Genomic DNA, 18,331 nt, shown 5'->3' with positions numbered 1-18,331 from the left:
AGACAGTTGTCCATCGAGATCGCCAACGAGTCCGGTGTCGAGGTCGACACCGACGCCGTGCTCGCCGTCGCCCGGCACGCCCTCGACGAGATGGGGGTCAACCCCCTCGCCGAGCTCTCCGTGCTGCTGGTCGACGTCGACTACATGACCGAGCTGAACCACCGCTGGATGGGCGGCGACGGTCCGACCGACGTGCTCGCCTTCCCCATGGACGAGGGCAGCGTCGACCACGGCCCGGGGGAGAGCGCCCCGGCCGGTGGTGAGCCGGCGCTGCTCGGCGACATCGTGCTCTGCCCGGAGGTGGCGTCCAAGCAGGCGGCCACCGCCGGCCACTCGCCCGCGGACGAGCTGCACCTGCTCACCGTGCACGGCGTGCTGCACCTGCTCGGCTACGACCATGCCGAGCCGGAGGAGGAGCGCGAGATGTTCGGGCTCCAGGCCCGACTGCTGGCCAGCTGGCGGTCGACCCGGTCCCGGTGATGACCACCCTGGCGGCCGGCGCCGCCCCGGGCCTGCCCGACGTCCAGCTCGTCGTCTTCGCGGCGGGGCTGGTGGTGCTGGCCGGCCTCATCGCGATGACCGAGGCGGCGCTGGCCGCCGTCTCCCCGGCCCGGGCCGCCGAGCTGGCCCGGGACTCCGCACGCGGGGCGCGGGCGCTGCAGGCGGTCGCCGGTGACGTGGTGCGCCACCTCAACCTGCTGCTGCTGCTCCGGCTGCTGGCCGAGCTGACCGCCACCACCCTGGTCGCCCTGGTCGCGGTGGACAGCTTCGGCGCCGGCTGGCGGGCGGCGCTGGTCACCGCCGGGGCGATGACCGTGGTCAGCTTCGTGGTGGTCGGGGTTGCGCCGCGCACCCTGGGCCGGCAGCACGCGTACGCGGTCGGTCGGGCGGTGGCGCCGCTGGTGCGCTGGCTGGGCCGGGCGCTCAACCCGCTCGCCTCGCTGCTGATCCTGATCGGCAACGCGGTCACCCCGGGGCGCGGCTTCCGGGAGGGGCCGTTCGCCACCCAGGTGGAGCTGCGCGAGCTGGTCGACCTGGCGGAGCAGCGCGGTGTCGTGGAGCACGGCGAGCGGCAGATGATCCACTCGGTCTTCGCCCTCGGCGACACCATCGCCCGGGAGGTGATGGTGCCGCGTACCGAGATGGTGTGGATCGAGGAGGGCAAGACGCTCTCCCAGGCGCTGGCGCTCTTCCTGCGCTCCGGTTTCTCCCGCATCCCGGTGATCGGCGAGAGCGTGGACGACGTGCTGGGTGTGCTCTACCTGAAGGACCTGATCCGGCGTACCCGGGGCGGGGACCCGCGGGCCGAGGAACTGCCGGTGGCGGAGCTGATGCGCCCGGCGACCTTCGTGCCGGAGTCCAAGCCGGTCGACGACCTGCTGTCGGAGATGCAGGCGGCCCGCAACCACCTGGTCATCGTGGTGGACGAGTACGGCGGCACCGGCGGCCTGGTCACCATCGAGGACATCCTGGAGGAGATCGTCGGCGAGATCACCGACGAGTACGATGTCGAACGCCCGCCGGTCGAACGCCTGGACGACGGGGCCGTACGGGTCACCGCCCGGCTCCCGGTGGAGAATCTGGGCGAGCTCTTCGACACCGAACTCCCCACCGACGAGGTGGAGACGGTCGGCGGTCTGCTCGCCCAGTCCCTCGGTCGGGTCCCGATCCCCGGGGCGGAGGCCGAGGTGGCCGGCCTGCGGCTGATCGCCGAGGGCACCACCGGCCGGCGCAACCGGATCGACACCGTGCTGGTGAGCCGGATCGAGCCGACCGACGGGCAGGACAGTCCGGGGCGCGGCGAGCACGCCGAGTCCCGCAACAACCAGAACCGATCCGAGGAGAGGCTACCCGCCGATGCCTGAGTCACCCGCCGTGCCGGCTGCCCGGCCCACCCCGTCCGATCCGGCCGAGCTGAGCGCCGAGGACGGCAAGCTGGTCATCCTGGCCCGGGGCGCGCGCGGCCGGGTCGGCGCCGTGGAGGGCGCGGCGGTCCGTGACCAGGACGGTCGGACGTACGCCGCAGCCAGCGTGGCGCTGCCGTCGCTGACCCTGACCGCGCTCCAGCTCGCGGTCGCCTCGGCGGTGGCCGCGGGCGCGAGCCGGCTGGAAGCCGCCGTGGTGGTGACCGAGGCGTCGACGCTGGACGGCGCGGGGCACGCCGCGGTCCGTGACCTGGCACCGGACGCGCCGATCCACGTGGCCGCCCCGGACGGCACGGTCCTCGGCACGGTGGTGGAGTGACCGGGGCCGCGCCGCGTCCGCCGTACCGTGCGGGTTTCGCCTGTTTCGTCGGGCGGCCGAACGCCGGCAAGTCGACGCTGACCAACGCGATCGTCGGTACGAAGATCGCGATTACCTCGAACAAGCCGCAGACCACCCGGCACGTCATCCGGGCCGTGCTGCACCGGCCGGACTCGCAGCTCGTCCTCGTCGACACGCCGGGTCTGCACCGGCCCCGGACGCTGCTCGGCGAGCGCCTCAACGACCTGGTCCGCTCCACCTGGAGCGAGGTGGACGTGATCGGCCTGTGCATCCCGGCGGACGAGCCGATCGGCCGGGGCGACCGGTTCATCACCGGCGAGCTGGCCGAGCTGAAGGCCACCGTGCTGGCCGTGGTGACCAAGACCGACCTGGTGGACAAGAAGAAGCTGGCCGAGCAGCTGCTCGCGGTGAGCGAGCTGGGCGAGTTCGCCGCCGTCGTGCCGGTGAGCGCGGTCTCCGGGCACCAGGTGGACACCCTGGTCGACGTGATGACCGGCTATCTGCCCGAGTCGCCGCAGCTCTATCCCGACGACATGCTCACCGAGGAACCGGAGCAGGTGCTCTGCGCCGAGCTGATCCGGGAGGCGGCCCTGGAGGGGGTCCGCGACGAGCTGCCGCACTCCATCGCCGTGGTGGTGGAGGAGATGATCGTCGAGGGGCAGCTCACCAAGATCTATGCCGACCTCTACGTCGAGCGGCCCAGCCAGAAGGCCATCGTGATCGGGCACCGGGCCAGCCGGCTCAAGGCGGTCGGCACCACCGCCCGCAAGCAGATCGAGGAGCTGCTGGGCAGCCGGGTCTATCTGGACCTGCACGTCCGGGTCGCGAAGGACTGGCAGCGCGACCCGAAGCAGCTGCGCAAGCTCGGCTTCTGACCGGTCGACGGTCGCCGGCCGGGCCACCGGTCCGGCGGCCGTCACTGATCGGTACCGGTCGGACATATGGTCTGTTTCACGTTTCCCCGGGGGTGTCGGCCGGTTGTCGTCGTCGGCCCGGAGGGTAGGGAAGGTTAGCCCCCGCCCCCGGACCCAGATGCAGGCTGATGCGAAACCGATACCTGGACCTGCTCCGCTTCCTGGCCATCGTGCGAGTCGTCGTCTATCACGTGACGGGTTACGCCGCGCTGACCCTGGTCTTCCCGGCCATGTCGGTGATGTTCGCGCTGGCCGGCTCGCTGATGGCCGCCTCGCTGGACCGTACCGGGGTGCCGGCGGTCGGGCGTCGGCTGCGGCGGCTGCTGCCGTCGCTCTGGGTGGCGGCGGCGGTCTTCGTGCCGGCGATGCTGCTCACCGGGCTGCCGCTGACCCCGAAGGTGCTGCTCTGGCTCTTCCCGGTCGGTGACCCACCGGCCAACTACTGGGGCGGGCTGGCGCTGAGCCCGATCTGGTACCTGCGGGACTACCTGTGGTTCGTGCTCGCCTCGCCGGTCGCCCTGTGGCTGTTCCGGCGCGCCCCGCTGCCCACCCTGATCGCCCCGTACCTGCTGCTCGTGGCGATCGAGGTGGGCATCCTGGCGGACCCGCCGACCGTGCTGCGCGAGTTCGGCCTCTATTTCGGCGCCTGGCTGTTCGGCTTCGCCCACCACGACGGTCTGCTGGCCCGGCTCGCCAACCGGGTGCTGGTGCCGGTGGCCGTACTGCTGGGCGCGGCGGGCCTCGGCTGGATCGTCACCCACCCCGGTCCCCGCGGGTACGACCTCAACGACATCCACCTGGGCAACGCCCTCTGGTCCGCCGCGTTCATCCTGGTGGTGATCGGTCGGGCCCCGGCCACCGCCGAGTGGGTGGACCGGAGCCGGGTGCTCGGCCGCGCGGTGACCCTGGTGAACCGGCGGGCACTCACCGTCTATCTGTGGCACATGCCGTTCGTGGTGCTGCTCACCCCGCTGGTCGGTCTGGTCGGCTGGTCCGTGCGGGACCCCGTCGGCCTGGCGGTCCGGGTGGTGCTGGTCTTCGCCCTGGTCGGCGTGGTCACGCTGCTGGTGGGCTGGGTCGAGGACCTGGCGGCCCGCCGCCCGCCGGAGCTGCTGCCGGGTGGCCGCACTCCCTCCCGGCACAGCAGCTCCGGCGACGCCGCGAACATCCGGGAGAGCGCGGTCCGCCGGATCGCCACCGCCCCGGCCAGCCCGGCGCCGGCCGGCGCGGCGGACCTGCCGGTTCCGAGGCGTCGGGAGCCCGGCACCGCGGGCGCGGCGGCCGGCCGGGCCCGGGTGCCGGCGTGCCGGAGCGTCACCGGCGAGCTGGCGACGGTGGAGATCAACGCTGGCTGACGGTCACGTTCCCGCTGCCCGCCCGCGCGTCGAGCACCTGGGTGGCGGCGGGATCGTCCGGCACCGCCACGTCGGTGTCGCCCAGTCGGCGTGCGCGCGGACCCGGTACCGCCCCGCCGGCACGATCAGGTCGACGTTCCCGCTGCCGGCGTGCGCGCGGGCCGACCCCGGCCTGGCCAGCTCCACCTCGACGTTGCCGGAGCCGGCCGCGGCGTCGACCGGGCCGGCGAGCCCGCGGGCGCTGACGTCGCCGGAGGCGGCCCGCAGGCTCGCCGTGCCGGTCACGTCGGAGACCTCGATGTTGCCCGAGTTGGTCTCGGCGCGGACGTCGCCGGTCGCCCCGACCACGGTGATGTTGCCGGAGCTGAGCTTCATCTCGACCGGCCCGACCCCGGACAGCTCGACGTCACCCGAGCCCGTCTCGCCCCGGACGGCCACCCCCTGCGGCGCGGTCACCTCGTAGGAGATGCTGCACCGGGGACCGCAGTCGGTGTCCAGGACCAGCTCGTCGCCCTTGATCTCGTACCGGGCGGTGGGCTCGTCGCCCTGGTAGCGCACTGTCCGTTTGATCCGCACCTGGGCGGCGGTGCCGGCGGCCCGGACCACCACGTCCCCGGCGCCGGGGCGGACGGTGACCCGGGTGATCCGTACCGCCTCGGTGTTGTCGAAGTCGAGTCGACGGGACGAGAGGGTGTCACACCCGGAGAGGAGGATCAGGGTCGCCGCGGAAGCAGCCACCCAGCGCGGGGAAGTGGTCCGGTGCAGAGCCATGGCAGCACGCTACGGGTGGACCGGGAGGCGGCACATCGGGGTCCGACCGCCGGTCCACCCCGAACCGACCCTGAGATCGCACCCCGAGGGAGAATGACGGGATGGCCGGGTACCGCCGACAGCTCTACCGCGACGACGCGGTGGTGCTGCGTGTGCAGAAACTCGGCGAGTCCGACCGGATCATCACGCTGCTCACCCGCCGGCACGGGCGTTTGCGCGCGGTCGCCCGGGGCGTACGCCGCACCACCAGCAAGTTCGGCGCCCGGCTGGAGCCGTTCGGCCACGTGGACGTCCAACTCGCCGGTGACCCGAAGGGCAACCACGGCAGCTCGCTGCACAGCATCAGCCAGGTCGAGGGGATCGACCTGTTCGGCAAGCGGTTCCTCGGCGACTATCCCCGCTACACGGCCGCCAGCGCGATCGCCGAGACCGCCGAGCGGCTCACCCCGGTCGAGCGGGAGCCGTCGCTGCGGCTGTTCCAGCTCACCCTCGGCGCGCTGAAGTCCCTCGCCCGCGGCGACCACGCCACCACCCTGGTGCTCGACGCCTACCTGCTGCGGGGGATGGCCTTCGCCGGCTGGGCGCCCGCGTTGACCGCCTGCGCGGTCTGCGGCACGCCGGGACGGCACCGGGCGTTCTCCGTACCGGCGGGGGGCGCGGTCTGCCCGGACTGCCGGCCGCCCGGCGCGGCCCACCCCGCGCCGGCCACCATCGACCTGATGTCCGCGCTGACCACCGGCGACTGGGTGCTCGCCGACGCCACCGAGACCGGGGTACGCCGGGAGTGCAGCGGCCTGGTCGCGGCGCACCTGCAGTGGCACCTGGAGCGCGCGTTACGCTCGCTGCCGCTGGTCGACCGGGGCGCGGCCGGCACGGTCCCGTCGCCACCGGGCGCAGGCGGACCGGGCACGGCCGGTGTGAACAGGGAGAGAACCGAGTGATCCGATCGATGAGGGCCGGCCGGCGCGAGCCGGTGCCGCCGACACCGCACCCGTCGGGTGCCCGGCCCCCGGCGCTGCCCGCCGAGGCCCTGCCGAGGCACGTCGCGGTGGTGATGGACGGCAACGGCCGGTGGGCCAAGGAGCGCGGCCTGCCCCGCACCAAGGGTCACGAGCAGGGCGAGCACAGCCTCTTCGACACCATCGAGGGCGCCATCGAGCTGGGTGTGCCCTACCTCTCGGCGTACGCGTTCTCCACCGAGAACTGGCGGCGCTCGCCCGACGAGGTCCGCTTCCTGATGGGCTTCAACCGGGACGTGATCCGCCGTCGCCGCGACCAGCTGGTGGACCTCGGCGTCCGGGTGGTCTGGTCCGGGCGGGCCGGTCGGCTGTGGAAGAGCGTCATCTCCGAGTTGCAGACCGCCGAGGAGATGTCCCGGGGCAACTCGACGCTGACCCTCCAGTTCTGCGTCAACTACGGCGGGCACGCGGAGATCGCCGATGCCACCGCCGCCATCGCCCGCGACGTGGCCGCCGGCAGGCTGCACCCGGACAAGATCACCGAAAAGACGATCCAGAAATACCTCTACCACCCGGAGATCCCCGAGGTGGACCTCTTCCTGCGGCCCTCCGGCGAGCAGCGCACCTCCAACTTCCTGCTCTGGCAGAGCGCGTACGCCGAACTGGTGTTCCTGGACACGCTCTGGCCGGACTTCGACCGCCGTCACCTGTGGTACGCGTGCGAGCTCTACGCCCAGCGGGACCGCCGCTTCGGCGGCGCGCTGCCCAATCCGGTGGCCCCGGTGCTGTAGAGCGCACGCTTACCGACGTGGCGGGCTGGGTACCGGTAGGGGTAGCAGCCAATTGCGGAGGTGAACCCACATGATTCAGAAGCGTATTGCCCAGTGGGCGGTCATGGCGGTCGCGGTGCCGCTGGCCGCGGCCGGTGCCCGCCGGCTCAGCACGACCCTCGAGGCCCGGCGTGGCCCGTCCGGGGTGAGCCGACTGCTCACCAAGGGCGCCGACATGCTCCGGCCGCAGAAAGCGAAGCGCAAGCGTCGCTTCTTCTGACCGACTCCCGTCAGCGCCGTCACCTGCGAGGGTGACGGCGCTAACGTGTGGGCGGGCCCTCACGCCTCCACTTCGGAGCGGTCCCCGCCCCAGAGCGTGTGGAACGAGCCCGCCCGGTCCACCCGGTGATAGGTGTGCGCGCCGAAGTTGTCCCGCAGCCCCTGGATCAGCGCGGCCGGCAGCCGCTCGGCGCGCAGCGCGTCGAACCAGGCCAGCGAGGACGAGAACGCCTGGGTGGGCACGCCCGCCCGGGCCGCGTCGGCCACCACCCGCCGCCAGCCCGGCACCCCGGCACCGACCCGGTCGGCGAACCACGGGGCCACCAGCAGCGTCGACAGGTCCGGCTCCGCGTCGTACGCCTCGCGGATGCGGTCCAGGAAACGGGCCCGGATGATGCAGCCGCCCCGCCAGATGGTGGCGGTGCCGCCGAGGTCGATGTCCCAGTCGTACTCCCGGCTGCCGGCGCGGATCTGGTCGAAGCCCTGCGCGTACGCGACGATCTTGCTGGCCAGCAGCGCGCGCCGGACGTCCTCGACGAACGTCTCCCGGTCGTCCACCTGCCACTTCGCGCCCGCGTCAGCGAAGGCGCGGCGGGCGGCCTCGCGCTGGTCGGCGTGGCCGGACAGCGACCGGGCGAAGGTCGCCTCGGCGATGCCGGTGATCGGGATGCCCAGGTCGAGGGCGCTCTGCACGGTCCACCGGCCGGTGCCCTTCTGCTCGGCCTGGTCGAGCACCACGTCGACGAAGGGCCGGCCGGTCGCGGCGTCGGTGTGCGCCAGCACGTCGGCGGTGATCTCGATGAGGAACGACTCCAGCTCGCCGCCGTTCCACTCCCGGAAGATCTCCGCGATCTCCGCCGGCCCGGCCGACAGCCCTGCCCGCAGCAGGTCGTACGCCTCGGCGATGAGCTGCATGTCGGCGTACTCGATGCCGTTGTGCACCATCTTGACGAAGTGACCGGCCCCGTCCGGCCCGATGTGCCGGCAGCACGGGGTGCCGTCGACCTGCGCGGCGATCTTCTCGAAGATCGGCCCCAGCTTCTCGTACGACTCGGCGGAGCCGCCCGGCATGATGCTCGGGCCGCGCAGCGCCCCCTCCTCGCCGCCGGAGACGCCGGTGCCGACGAAGTGCAGCCCGTGCCCGCGCAGCGCCTCCTCCCGGCGGCGGGTGTCGGCGAAGTGCGCGTTGCCGCAGTCGACGACGATGTCACCCTCGTCGAGCAGCGGGACCAGCTCGTCGATCACCGCGTCGGTGGGGGCACCGGCCTTCACCATGACGATCACCGCGCGGGGCCGCTCCAGCGAGTCGACGAAGTCCGCCAGGGACTCCGCCGGCACGAAGGCGCCCTCGTCGCCGTGCTCGGCCACCAGGCTGCGGGTGCGCTCGGGCGAACGGTTGTGCACCGCCACGGTGAAGCCGTTGCGGGCCAGGTTCCGGGCCAGGTTACGACCCATCACCGCCAACCCGGTCACGCCGATCTGCGCCCGCTCCGCCATTCGTACCGCCACCTCTCGTCGTGTCGCCGTGCTGCGACCGTATCGCGGTCGACGGCGGCCCGGGCCGGGTCGTCGACGGCTGGTGCGGTTCCGGTGACGCTCGGTGGTCGGCGTTCGTCCGTCAGCCCTCGCGCGTCAGTCCTCGGCGAGGCGGGCCTCGACGTGGGCGACCTTGGCGGTCAGCGCGTCGGTGACACCCGGGCGGAGGTCCGCCTTCAGCACCAGGCCGACCCGGGGCGCCTCGGCGGCGACCACGTCGACCGCCCGTTTCACCACCGCCATCACCTCGTCCCACTCGCCCTCGACGGTGGTGAACATGGCGTCGGTGCGGTTCGGCAGTCCGGACTCGCGGACCACCCGGACGGCGTCGGCGACCAGGTCGCCGACGGACTCACCCACGCCGAGCGGGGTGATGGAGAACGCGATCAGCATGCCGCCGATGGTGCCAGTAAATCGGCTGCGGAACGGCCCGGCGGCCGGTTAGCGTGTCGGCATGCGTAACTGACGCCCTCATCGTCGAGCCTGCTCCGCCGCCGTCCGCCGCGGAGCTGTCCGCTTCCGGGCGTCCGCCTCCTCCACTGCCGCGGCTCGTGGCCCTCGTCGTGGTCGGACCCGTCGCCCGGACGGACCCGTTTCCCGTGCTCGTCCGGCCGGACCCTGTCGTCGTGGTCGGAACCCGGCTACCGGCCCCGTGGGCCGGTCCCGCGTCGCCGAGTCCGTCCGTCCAATGCGACGGAGGGTCGTCGGTGAGAAGGAGGTAGTGGATGCCCGCCAAGCGCAGTCCGAAGAAGTCCCGCAAGCCGTCCGTGGAGCCGTCCCTGGTGGACCTGACCCCACCCGACCTCGACACGATCGCGGTGGCCCCGGCGGCACCGGTCGCCCTGCCGGTGGAGTCGCCGGCCCCACCGAAGGCCGGTCCGCCGCCGGGTCGGGACGCCCGGTTCGCCGGCCGTGCCCAGCAGAAGGGCCAGGCCCGCCGGTACGCCTTCCGCCGCAGCTGACCCGGCCCCGGTGTGGTTGTCGTCGCCCCGGCAACGGCAACCACACCGCCCCGGAGCGACCAGTCGGTCAGCCGATCAGCGGGCGGAAGGTGCCCAGCAGGACGCTGACCGTGAGCGCCCCGCCGGCCAACGCCGCCGCCCCGGCGATCAGCAGGGCGTCGGCCCGGGTGAAGTCCTGCCGCCGGGCGACCGTACGTGGCGTCCCGGCGTCGAAGCCACGGGCGTCCATCGCCACCGCCAGCCGGGTACCCCGGCGGATCGCCCCGACCAGCAGCGCGAATGCGGTCGAGGCGAACAGTCGCAGCTTGGCCAGCGGATTGCGCCCGGCGTCCACCCCCCGGGCCCGGCGCGCCATGCTGATCATCTGCCATTCCTGCTCCAGCAGCGGCACCAGCCGGAACGCGGCCAGCGCACCGATGGCGAACCGGGCCGGCGCCTTCGCGTTCTGCACCAGTGCGTCGGCCAGGTCGGTCGGGTCGGTGGTGGCGAAGACGATGATCCCGGGCAGCGCCACGGCGAGCAGCCGGAGCACCAGGCCGAGCGCGGCGACCAGCACCCCCGAGGTGACCACCACCGGACCGGCGTCGAGCAGCACCCGCCCGGACCGGTCGGCGGCGAAGAGCACCAGGGTGACCAGGATGCCCCCGGCGCTGGCCAGCAGCGGCCAGGCCCGCCGGGCCAGCACCCGGTAGCGGATGCCGAAGAGCGGCAGCAGGGCCAGCTCGGCGGCGATGGCCAGCGCCGGGGCCACCGGGTCCAGGGTGGCGATCAGGACGAACGAGAAGACCATCGCGGCGGCCAGCTTCGCCACCGGGTTCCGCCGGGCCAGCGGTGCGCCGGGCACCGCCACCGGCTGCACGTCGATCACGATCGCTCCGGGGTGACGGCGCGCTCGGGTGCGGCGGTGGTCGTCATCGGCGTTCCAGGGTGAGAGTGCGGTCGGCCAGTGCGGCGACGAAGTCGGTGTCGTGGGTGACCGCGACGATGCCGTGCCCGGCGTCGCGCAGCTCGGCGAAGAGGTCGACCAGCCCGAGCCAGGTCCGCCGGTCCTGACCGAAGGTGGGCTCGTCGCAGATCAGCAGGCGGGGCGCGGTGGCCAGGGCGGTCGCCACGCTCAGCCGCCGCGCCTCCCCGCCGGAGAGGGTGTACGGGTTGGCACCGGCCAGCTTCGCCAGTCGCAGCCGCTCCAGCAGGGCGTCCACGGTGGCCCGGACGGCCGGCTCGGGCTGGCCGGTCCGGCGGGGACCGAGGGCCAGTTCGTCGTGCACGGTGCCGGTGACGAACTGGTGTTCCGGGTCCTGGAAGACCGAGCCGATCCGCCCGGCCAGGGCGGGTGCCCGCCAGCGGTGCGGGGGAGTGCGCGCGTCCCGGCCGGCCAGGGCGGGGGTGGCGGTGGCCGTACCGGTGCCGGGGCGGAGCAGGCCACCGAGGAGCAGCGCCAGGGTGGACTTGCCGGCGCCGTTGGGGCCGAGCACGGCGAGCGCCTCGCCGGCGCGTACCCGAAGATCGGTTTCCGCCAGCCGGGGTGGCAGGCCGAGCCGGTCGGCGGTGATCAGCGGCTCCCCGGCGGGCGTGGTCGCGGGCCGGGGCGGCACGGTCCGACCCGGCACCCAGACCCCTTCGGCGGCGAGCGCGTCGCCGTGCGCGGCGAAGACGGCGGCCGGCGGTCCGTCGGCCCGGACCCCGCCGCCGGGTTCGAGGACGACCACCCGGTCGACCAGCGGCAGCGCCTCGGCGACCCGGTGCTCCACCAGGATCAGGGTGGTGTCGGCGTCGACGGCGTCCGCGACGGCCCGCCGGATCAGCGCCGCGCCGGCCGGGTCGAGGTTGGCGGTCGGCTCGTCGAGCAGCAGCAGCGTCGGCCGTAGGGCCAGCGCCCCGGCGAGCGCGAGGCGTTGCTGTTCGCCGCCGGAGAGGGCGGCGGTGGGCCGGTCCCGGTGGTACGGGAAGCCGACCCGGTGCAGCGCCTCGTCCACCCGGGGCCAGATCTCGGCCGCCGGTACGCCCCGGTTCTCCAGCCCGAACGCGACGTCGTCGCCGCACCGGGCCATCACCAGTTGGCTCTCCGGGTCCTGGAAGACGACGCCGACCTGCGTGCGGCCCGCGCGCGGGTCGAGTCCGTCGATCTCGACGCTGCCCTCCTGCTCCCCGGAGTCCGCGGGCAGCAGCCCGGCGAGCGCGGCCAACAGCGTGCTCTTACCCGCCCCCGACGCCCCCAGCAGCAGCACCCGCTCCCCACGCTCGACGCGCAGCTCCACCCCCCGCAGAGCCCAGGCCCGCCGCCCCGCGTGCCGCCACCCGAACCCCCGCAGAACTACCGCACCCACCGGCCCCCACCTCCTTCCCGGCACCACCCTGCCGAGTCGATCATGAGGTTGACGGACGTTTCAGAGATCCACATCGCCGTCAACTCCATGATCAACTCGGCAGGGTGGGGGTGCAGGGGGTCAGACCAGGGTGCGGTCGCGGGCGGCGGGGAAGCGGTCCAGGGCGCCGGTGGCTGCCAGGGCGCGGGTCAGGAGCCAGGAGCCGGCGCCGGCGATGATCGTGGCGCTGACGATGGTGAGCAGCGCGTACGGGAGGCGGTAGCTGGACAGGTCGTAGGCGGCGTTCCAGACGAAGAAGTCGAAGAGCGCGGCGCTGAGCCCCGTCAACGCGCCGGCCAGCAGCGCGGTGGGCAGCCGGAACGAGCGGTAGCGGAAGGCGGCGAAGGCCAGCTCGGCGCCGAGGCCCTGGACGATGCCCTGCGGGATGACGGTGGCCGCCCACTGGCTGCCCAGCAGCGCGGAGACGACCGCGGCGACCGTCTCGCAGTACAGCGCCGCACCGGGCTTGCGGATGATCAGCCCGCCCAGCACGGCCGGCATCAGCCACACGCCGTAGAGCAGGGTCTGCGCGGGCGGGAAGAAGGCGAAGGCACCCTCGGTGGCGCTCCAGACCAGGCCCCAGGCCCAGAAGATGACGCCGAAGGCGACCGCGATCACCGAGGCGACCACGATGTCGATGGTGCGCCAGCGGTTGCTGTCCGTGTGGTTCATGAATGCTCCCAGTTCAGTGGTACGAACCAGGCAAGACGCACGCCGCGCCCGGTTGTCACCGGACCACGGCGCGGCTGGAGGTCGACCGAACTCCCTGCGCTGGCATTACCCAGATCAGGTTCGAGGGTCTGCGGGCGGTGCCCGCACTCTCAGCGCTGTGCGCTCCCCTGTCGGATGTGAAGTTGTCTCGGCAGACGCTAGCACCGACCTGCGTCGACGACCCAGCAGGACCCGCTTGCTGGGTAGGGTGGCGATCATGCGGGTCGAGGCGCGGGGTCTGACGTTCGAGGTGCACACCGGCGGCCCTGAGGACGGCCCGCCCGTCCTGCTGCTGCACGGTTTCCCCCAGCACAGCGGGGAGTGGGACGACGTGCTGCCCGCGCTGCACGCCGCCGGGCTGCGCACGTACGCGCTGGACCAGCGGGGCTACTCGCCGGGTGCCCGGCCGGCGGAGGTCGGGGCGTACCGGATCCCGGAGCTGGTGGACGACGCGGCGGCGGTGCTCGACGCGCTCGGCGTCGCGGCGGCGCACGTGGTCGGGCACGACTGGGGCGCGGTCACGGCGTGGGGGCTCGCCGGGGCGCGGCCGGAGCTGGTCCGCAGCCTCACCGCGGTCTCGGTGCCGCACCCGACGGCGATGGCGGACGCGCTGGCCACCGACTTCGGGCAGCGGGCCCGGTCGACCTACATGGCACTGTTCCGCAGACGTCACCTCGCGGAGCGGGTGCTGCTCTCGTTCGACGCGGCCGTGCTGCGCCGGATGCTCTCCGACGTGGGCGACGCCGCCCGGGTGGCCCGCTACGTCGATCCGCTGCGCGAGCCGGGTGCGCTGACCGCCGCGTTGAACTGGTACCGGGCGATGTCCGGAGCGGACATGAAGGCCATCCCGCCGGTGCAGGTGCCGACCACCTTCGTCTGGAGCGACCGGGATGTCGCGATCGGCCGCACCGCCGCGCAGGCGTGCGCCCGGCACGTGACCGGCGACTTCCGCTTCGTGGTGCTCCCCGGCGTCAGCCACTGGATCCCCGACACGGCCCCCGGTCCGCTGGCCGAGGCGATCCTCGCCCGGGTCGGCGGGTGACCGCGGCGTCCGCGCCGGCCCGGCCGCACACCCGCGCGTCGCTCGCCGCGCAGTTCCACCACCTCGGTGTACGCCCCGGCGGGGTCGTCCTGGTGCACGCGGCGCTGCGCCGGCTCGGGTTCGTCTGCGGCGGCCCCGAGACGGTGGTGCTGGCGCTGCGCGACGTGCTCGGACCGGACGGCACCCTGGTGGTGCCCACCCACACCCCGGAGAACAGCGATCCGGCCGGGTGGTGCAACCCGCCGGTGCCGGCGGACTGGTGGCCGGTGATCCGGGCGGAGCTGCCGGGCTTCGACCCGGCGCTGAGCCCGAGCCGGTTCATGGGCGCGCTCGCCGAGCAGGTCCGCACCTGGCCCGGCGCGTTGCGCAGCGACCACCCGCAGGTCTCCTTCGCCGCAGTCGGTCCGGCCGCCGGCCGGATCGTCGCCGACCACTCCCGGGCCGACATGCTCGGCGAGGGTTCCCCGCTGGCCCGGCTCTACGACCTCGGCGCCGATGTGCTGCTGCTCGGCGTCGACCACGGCTCCAACACCTCGCTGCACCTGGCGGAGTACCGCCGGCCCGGAGCACCGCGGACGCGGCTGGGGGCCGCCGTGCGGACCGGCGACGGCGGCCGGGAGTGGGTGTGGTGGGACGACGTGGACCTGGACGAGAGCGACTTCGGGCAACTGGGCCGCGACCTGGAGGCGACCGGGGCGGTCCGGGTGGGGCCGGTCGGTGCCGGGGAGGGCCGGCTGGTGCGGCAGCGCGCGGCGGTCGGCTTCGCGGTGGAGTGGCTGGCCCGTAACCGACGGACGGAGGAAGCATGACGGTGAGCGCCGAGGCGTACCTGGCGACGGTGACCGCGACGATGGCCCGGGTGGCCGCCGGGCAGCGGGAGGCGGTCGGGCGGGCCGCCGACCTGGTCGCCGAGGCGTTGCGGGCGGACGGGGTGATCCACGCGTTCGGCACCGGGCACTCCGAGGCGCTCGCCATGGAGATCGCCGGTCGGGCCGGCGGGCTGGTGCCCACCAACCGGATCGCGCTGCGTGACCTGGTGCTGCACGGCGGCGAGCCCGCGAGCATCCTCGGGCCGCACCTGGAGCGTGACCCGGCGGTGGCGCACCGGCTCTACGAGCTGGCCCCGGTACGCCCGCAGGACATCTTCGTGCTCGCCTCCAACTCCGGCGTCAACGGCGCGATGGTGGAGTTCGCGTCGCTGGTGAAGCAGCGCGGGCACGCCCTGGTGGCGATCACCTCGACCGCGCACTCCGGCCGGATGACGTCCCGCCACCCGTCGGGGCGCAAGCTCGCCGACTTCGCCGACGTGGTGCTCGACAACGGCGCCCCGTACGGCGACGCGACCCTGCCGCTGCCCGACGGCGGCGCGGTCGGCGCGGTCTCCTCGATCACCGCCGCCCTGCTGGCCCAGCAGATCGTGGCGGAGGTGTGCGCCCGGCTGCTGGCGGCGGGGGAGCGGCCCCCGGTCTACCTGTCGGCCAACATCACCGGCGGCGACGAGCACAACGCCGCGCTGGAGGCCCGGTACGCCGGCCGGATCCGCCGCGGTTCCTGAGCGCGGGTCGCGTTTCGCCGAGGTCCGGGCGGGGCACTGGCGTTGCTGCCGACGGGGTGCTCCCCGCCGGCAGTACCGTCTTCCGTGGAGGTTGCGCGTGTCCAAGGAAACCGAGAAGCAGCGCTGGCAGCGCAACTTCGCCGACCTGCTCCAGGAGCTGCGGGTGGCGCAGACGGGTGTGCAGATCCTCTTCGCGTTCCTGCTGACCCTGCCGTTCAGCAACGGTTTCACCCGGACCAGTGGCTTCCAGAAGGACGTCTACATCGTCGCGTTGCTCTCCGCCGCCGCGTCCGCCGCGATGATCATCTCGCCGGTCGCCTTCCACCGGGCGTTGTTCCGGCAGGGGCGCAAGCCGGAGCTGGTCCGGTTCGCGCACCGGATGGCCAGCGGGGGCCTGGCCTTCATGCTGATCTCGATGGTCAGCGCGGTGCTGCTGGTGACCGACTTCGTGCTGCACCGCTCGACCGCCCTGATCCTCACCGCGGTCACCGCGGTCTGGTTCCTCACCTTCTGGATGTTCCTGCCGTTCCTTCGGCGCGGCTGGGGCGACGACGACATCGACGACGATGACGACGACCCGCAGGTGCTCACCGGCGACTGACCCCTCGCCACGGACGGGCCGGTACGCCAAATCGGACGTGCAGCGGACGCTACCCCTGGGTAACACCCGGGGGTAGCGTCGTTTTCGTCGAGCACGTCGACGCAGCCGGACCGAGGTTCGAGGAGGCAGCCGTGACCACGACACAGAACAGCCGACCCGACGGGACGGGGGGTCCCACCGGCCGCGTCGCCCCGATCGACGACGCCGCACCGGCGGCCGGCGGCGGGCCGGCCGCCGAGGAGACGGCAGCCCCCGGGGACGAGGCGGCGGCGGCGACGGCGGCGGCGGTCGACGAGGCCGGCGGGGCGGCACCGCTGCCCGCCGAGGCGGGACAGGTCTCCGAGAAGGAGGCCCGGCAGGTCGCCGAGGCGGCCCGCGAGTCGGCCTGGGACCGGCCCAGCTTCGGCAAGGAGCTCTTCCTCGGCCGGTTCCGGCTCGACCTGATCGACCCCTGGCCGCGTGCCGACCCGGACGACGTGGCGCGCGCCGAGGAGTTCCTCGCCGGGTTCGGGGCGTACCTGGACGCCGAGGTGGACGGCGCGGCCATCGAGCGGGACGCGTCCATCCCGGACGAGGTGTTCCAGGGGATGGCCCGCCGGGGCGCCTTCGGCATGAAGATCGACCGGAAGTACGGCGGGCTGGGGCTGAGCAACCTGCACTACTGCCGGGCCCTGATGCGGGCCGGTTCGGTGAGCCCGGCGATCGGCGCGCTGCTCTCGGCGCACCAGTCGATCGGCGTGCCGCAGCCGCTGAAGATGTTCGGCACCACCGAGCAGAAGGAGCGGTTCCTGCCCCGGCTCGCCGCCGGTGAGGTCTCCGCCTTCCTGCTCACCGAGCCGGACGTCGGCTCCGACCCGGCCCGGCTGGCGACCACCGCCGAACCGACCGAGGACGGCAGCGGCTACCGGCTCAACGGGGTGAAGCTCTGGGCCACCAACGGCACCGTCGCCACGCTGCTGGTGGTGATGGCCCGGGTGCCCGCCGCCGAGGGCCGGCGCGGCGGGATCACCGCCTTCGTGGTCGAGGGCGACAGCGAGGGCATCACCGTGGAACGGCGGAACTCCTTCATCGGCCTGCGCGGCCTGGAGAACAGCCTGACCCGTTTCCACGACGTCTTCGTGCCCAGGGAGAACGTGATCGGCGGCGAGGGCAAGGGCCTGAAGATCGCCCTGACCACGTTGAACACCGGGCGGCTCTCGCTGCCGGCGATGTGCGTCGGCGCGGGCAAGTGGGCGCTGAACGTGGCCCGGGAGTGGGCCGCCGACCGGGTCCAGTGGGGCCGGCCGGTGGGCGAGCACGAGGCGGTGGCCAAGAAGCTGGCCTTCATGGCCGCCACCACGTACGGCATGGAGTCCATGCTCGACCTGTGCTGCCTGCTCGCCGACGACGACCGCAACGACATCCGGATCGAGGCGGCGCTGGTGAAGCTCTACGCCAGCGAGATGGCCTGGAAGATCGCCGACGAGCTGGTCCAGATCCGCGGTGGGCGCGGCTACGAGACGGCCGACTCGCTGGCCGCCCGGGGCGAGCGGCCGGCCGCCGTCGAGCAGCTCCTGCGGGACCTGCGGATCAACCGGATCTTCGAGGGCTCCACCGAGATCATGCACCTGCTGATCGCCCGCGAGGCGGTCGACGCCCACCTCTCGGTGGCCGGCGACATCATCGACCCGGACGCCGGCCTCGGCCGCAAGGCGAAGGCGGGCGCGAAGGCCGGCGTCTTCTACGCCAAGTGGCTGCCCACCCTCGCCGTCGGCAAGGGCCAGACGCCCGGCGCGTACGCCGACTTCGGTCCGCTCGCCGGTCACCTGCGGCACGTCGAGCGGACCAGCCGCAAGCTGGCCCGGTCCACCTTCTACGCGATGTCCCGCTGGCAGGGCAAGATGGAGCGCAAGCAGGCGTTCCTGGGCCGGGTGGTGGACATCGGCGCCGAGCTGTTCGCGATGTCCGCGGTCTGCGTCCGGGCCACCGCCGAGCGGGCCGAGCGCCCGGAGAACGTCGAGCTGGCCGACCTGTTCTGCCGGCAGGCCCGGCTGCGGATCGACGAGCTGTTCACCGGGCTCTGGTCGAACACCGACGACCTCGACGTGACAGCCGCGAAGCGCATCCTCGCCGGCCGGTACGCCGCGCTGGAGGAGGGGATCGCCACCCCGCCGGACGATGCCCCCTGGGTGGCCCGCTGGACCCCCGGCCCGTCCACCGCCGAGGACGTCCGCCGCCGCATCCCCCGCCCCGAGTGAAAGCAGGG

Annotated in this window: 20 protein-coding genes and 1 riboswitch; of the genes, 14 read left to right on the top strand and 6 right to left on the bottom strand. The window is 73.6% G+C overall.

The features are described from left to right. The first annotated feature begins 6 nt into the window (after window positions 1-6). From ybeY to MRQ36_RS06050, 5 genes are all read left to right on the top strand, one after another. Window positions 7-480, top strand: coding sequence for an rRNA maturation RNase YbeY (ybeY, locus tag MRQ36_RS06070; RefSeq protein ID WP_242793643.1), 474 nt, complete (start codon window positions 7-9; stop codon window positions 478-480). Continuing rightward, window positions 456-1,865: a hemolysin family protein gene (locus MRQ36_RS06065; protein WP_242800867.1), complete on the top strand. Its 1,410-nt coding sequence runs from the start codon at window positions 456-458 to the stop codon at window positions 1,863-1,865. Before ybeY ends, MRQ36_RS06065 begins: the two co-directional genes overlap by 25 nt. Continuing rightward, window positions 1,858-2,244, top strand: a complete 387-nt coding sequence (locus tag MRQ36_RS06060) for a cytidine deaminase (RefSeq protein WP_242793635.1) — start codon at window positions 1,858-1,860, stop codon at window positions 2,242-2,244. Before MRQ36_RS06065 ends, MRQ36_RS06060 begins: the two co-directional genes overlap by 8 nt. Then, window positions 2,241-3,140, top strand: a complete 900-nt coding sequence (era, locus tag MRQ36_RS06055) for a GTPase Era (RefSeq protein ID WP_242793633.1) — start codon at window positions 2,241-2,243, stop codon at window positions 3,138-3,140. Before MRQ36_RS06060 ends, era begins: the two co-directional genes overlap by 4 nt. 167 nt (window positions 3,141-3,307) lie before the next feature. Further along, window positions 3,308-4,534, top strand: coding sequence for an acyltransferase (locus MRQ36_RS06050; RefSeq protein WP_242793631.1), 1,227 nt, complete (start codon window positions 3,308-3,310; stop codon window positions 4,532-4,534). Between the two features lie 3 nt (window positions 4,535-4,537). On the opposite strand, the gene MRQ36_RS06045 is transcribed toward MRQ36_RS06050, so the two are convergent. Further along, window positions 4,538-5,305, bottom strand: a complete 768-nt coding sequence (locus MRQ36_RS06045) for a DUF4097 family beta strand repeat-containing protein (protein ID WP_242793629.1) — start codon at window positions 5,303-5,305, stop codon at window positions 4,538-4,540. Between the two features lie 101 nt (window positions 5,306-5,406). Here MRQ36_RS06045 and recO point away from each other — a divergent pair, with 101 nt between their 5' ends. From recO to MRQ36_RS06030, 3 genes are all read left to right on the top strand, one after another. Next, window positions 5,407-6,246 carry a DNA repair protein RecO gene (recO, locus tag MRQ36_RS06040; RefSeq protein WP_242793627.1) on the top strand — a complete coding sequence of 280 codons (840 nt, stop codon included), beginning with the start codon at window positions 5,407-5,409 and terminating at the stop codon, window positions 6,244-6,246. An 8-nt stretch (window positions 6,247-6,254) separates the two neighbouring features. Beyond that, window positions 6,255-7,055, top strand: a complete 801-nt coding sequence (locus tag MRQ36_RS06035) for an isoprenyl transferase (RefSeq protein WP_242800865.1) — start codon at window positions 6,255-6,257, stop codon at window positions 7,053-7,055. A gap of 70 nt (window positions 7,056-7,125) precedes the next feature. Then, on the top strand, window positions 7,126-7,314 hold the full coding sequence (locus MRQ36_RS06030; protein ID WP_242793625.1) for a hypothetical protein: 189 nt from the start codon (window positions 7,126-7,128) through the stop codon (window positions 7,312-7,314). A gap of 59 nt (window positions 7,315-7,373) precedes the next feature. On the opposite strand, the gene gndA is transcribed toward MRQ36_RS06030, so the two are convergent. Together gndA and MRQ36_RS06020 are read right to left on the bottom strand one after the other, a co-directional pair. Further along, the gene (gene gndA / locus MRQ36_RS06025; RefSeq protein ID WP_242793623.1) at window positions 7,374-8,810 is read right to left on the bottom strand and encodes an NADP-dependent phosphogluconate dehydrogenase; all 1,437 of its coding nucleotides are present in this window, start codon (window positions 8,808-8,810) and stop codon (window positions 7,374-7,376) included. A gap of 135 nt (window positions 8,811-8,945) precedes the next feature. After that, window positions 8,946-9,242 (bottom strand): MTH1187 family thiamine-binding protein, encoded by a 297-nt coding sequence (locus MRQ36_RS06020; protein ID WP_242793621.1) that lies wholly within the window; start codon window positions 9,240-9,242, stop codon window positions 8,946-8,948. A gap of 332 nt (window positions 9,243-9,574) precedes the next feature. Between MRQ36_RS06020 and MRQ36_RS06015 the strand changes: the two genes are divergently transcribed. Then, window positions 9,575-9,811: a hypothetical protein gene (locus tag MRQ36_RS06015; protein ID WP_242793614.1), complete on the top strand. Its 237-nt coding sequence runs from the start codon at window positions 9,575-9,577 to the stop codon at window positions 9,809-9,811. Window positions 9,812-9,878: 67 nt separating this feature from the next. Here the strand turns inward: MRQ36_RS06015 and MRQ36_RS06010 are convergent, their stop codons facing one another. The 3 genes from MRQ36_RS06010 to MRQ36_RS06000 form a co-directional block, all read right to left on the bottom strand. Continuing rightward, on the bottom strand, window positions 9,879-10,679 hold the full coding sequence (locus MRQ36_RS06010; protein ID WP_242793612.1) for an energy-coupling factor transporter transmembrane protein EcfT: 801 nt from the start codon (window positions 10,677-10,679) through the stop codon (window positions 9,879-9,881). A gap of 43 nt (window positions 10,680-10,722) precedes the next feature. After that, on the bottom strand, window positions 10,723-12,138 hold the full coding sequence (locus tag MRQ36_RS06005; RefSeq protein WP_242793610.1) for an ABC transporter ATP-binding protein: 1,416 nt from the start codon (window positions 12,136-12,138) through the stop codon (window positions 10,723-10,725). Window positions 12,139-12,258: 120 nt separating this feature from the next. Then, window positions 12,259-12,849 (bottom strand): ECF transporter S component, encoded by a 591-nt coding sequence (locus MRQ36_RS06000; RefSeq protein ID WP_242793608.1) that lies wholly within the window; start codon window positions 12,847-12,849, stop codon window positions 12,259-12,261. A 73-nt stretch (window positions 12,850-12,922) separates the two neighbouring features. Continuing rightward, window positions 12,923-13,028: riboswitch (TPP riboswitch) on the bottom strand. Window positions 13,029-13,105: 77 nt separating this feature from the next. Between MRQ36_RS06000 and MRQ36_RS05995 the strand changes: the two genes are divergently transcribed. From MRQ36_RS05995 to MRQ36_RS05975, 5 genes are all read left to right on the top strand, one after another. Then, window positions 13,106-13,930, top strand: a complete 825-nt coding sequence (locus MRQ36_RS05995) for an alpha/beta fold hydrolase (RefSeq protein WP_242793606.1) — start codon at window positions 13,106-13,108, stop codon at window positions 13,928-13,930. Continuing rightward, the gene (locus tag MRQ36_RS05990; RefSeq protein ID WP_242793604.1) at window positions 13,927-14,739 is read left to right on the top strand and encodes an aminoglycoside N(3)-acetyltransferase; all 813 of its coding nucleotides are present in this window, start codon (window positions 13,927-13,929) and stop codon (window positions 14,737-14,739) included. The genes MRQ36_RS05995 and MRQ36_RS05990 overlap by 4 nt, the downstream gene beginning before the upstream one ends. Beyond that, window positions 14,736-15,485, top strand: a complete 750-nt coding sequence (locus MRQ36_RS05985) for a sugar isomerase domain-containing protein (RefSeq protein WP_242793602.1) — start codon at window positions 14,736-14,738, stop codon at window positions 15,483-15,485. The genes MRQ36_RS05990 and MRQ36_RS05985 overlap by 4 nt, the downstream gene beginning before the upstream one ends. Before the next feature lie 97 nt (window positions 15,486-15,582). Next, a complete protein-coding gene (locus MRQ36_RS05980; protein WP_242793580.1) occupies window positions 15,583-16,086 on the top strand; it encodes a DUF6328 family protein in 504 nt (167 codons plus the stop codon). A 131-nt stretch (window positions 16,087-16,217) separates the two neighbouring features. Next, window positions 16,218-18,323, top strand: a complete 2,106-nt coding sequence (locus tag MRQ36_RS05975; RefSeq protein ID WP_242793578.1) for an acyl-CoA dehydrogenase family protein — start codon at window positions 16,218-16,220, stop codon at window positions 18,321-18,323. The last annotated feature ends 8 nt before the right edge of the window (window positions 18,324-18,331 follow it).

The organism is Micromonospora sp. R77 (genome assembly GCF_022747945.1).
In the GTDB taxonomy this organism is placed as follows: domain Bacteria; phylum Actinomycetota; class Actinomycetes; order Mycobacteriales; family Micromonosporaceae; genus Micromonospora.
Note: the sequence above shows the minus strand (reverse complement) of the source record. Positions and strands in the feature narration are given on the sequence as shown.

Bases quoted from the DNA above. Each gene is read 5' to 3' on its own strand.
- MRQ36_RS06060 (WP_242793635.1), top strand. From the start codon at position 1,858: ATGCCTGAGTCACCCGCCGTGCCGGCTGCCCGGCCCACCCCGTCCGAT.
- MRQ36_RS05995 (WP_242793606.1), top strand. From the start codon at position 13,106: ATGCGGGTCGAGGCGCGGGGTCTGACGTTCGAGGTGCACACCGGCGGC.
- MRQ36_RS06000 (WP_242793608.1), bottom strand. From the start codon at position 12,849: ATGAACCACACGGACAGCAACCGCTGGCGCACCATCGACATCGTGGTC.
- MRQ36_RS06035 (WP_242800865.1), top strand. From the start codon at position 6,255: ATGAGGGCCGGCCGGCGCGAGCCGGTGCCGCCGACACCGCACCCGTCG.
- MRQ36_RS05985 (WP_242793602.1), top strand. From the start codon at position 14,736: ATGACGGTGAGCGCCGAGGCGTACCTGGCGACGGTGACCGCGACGATG.
- MRQ36_RS06045 (WP_242793629.1), bottom strand. From the start codon at position 5,305: ATGGCTCTGCACCGGACCACTTCCCCGCGCTGGGTGGCTGCTTCCGCG.
- gndA (WP_242793623.1), bottom strand. From the start codon at position 8,810: ATGGCGGAGCGGGCGCAGATCGGCGTGACCGGGTTGGCGGTGATGGGT.
- MRQ36_RS06050 (WP_242793631.1), top strand. From the start codon at position 3,308: ATGCGAAACCGATACCTGGACCTGCTCCGCTTCCTGGCCATCGTGCGA.
- MRQ36_RS06020 (WP_242793621.1), bottom strand. From the start codon at position 9,242: ATGCTGATCGCGTTCTCCATCACCCCGCTCGGCGTGGGTGAGTCCGTC.
- recO (WP_242793627.1), top strand. From the start codon at position 5,407: ATGGCCGGGTACCGCCGACAGCTCTACCGCGACGACGCGGTGGTGCTG.
- MRQ36_RS06015 (WP_242793614.1), top strand. From the start codon at position 9,575: ATGCCCGCCAAGCGCAGTCCGAAGAAGTCCCGCAAGCCGTCCGTGGAG.
- MRQ36_RS06030 (WP_242793625.1), top strand. From the start codon at position 7,126: ATGATTCAGAAGCGTATTGCCCAGTGGGCGGTCATGGCGGTCGCGGTG.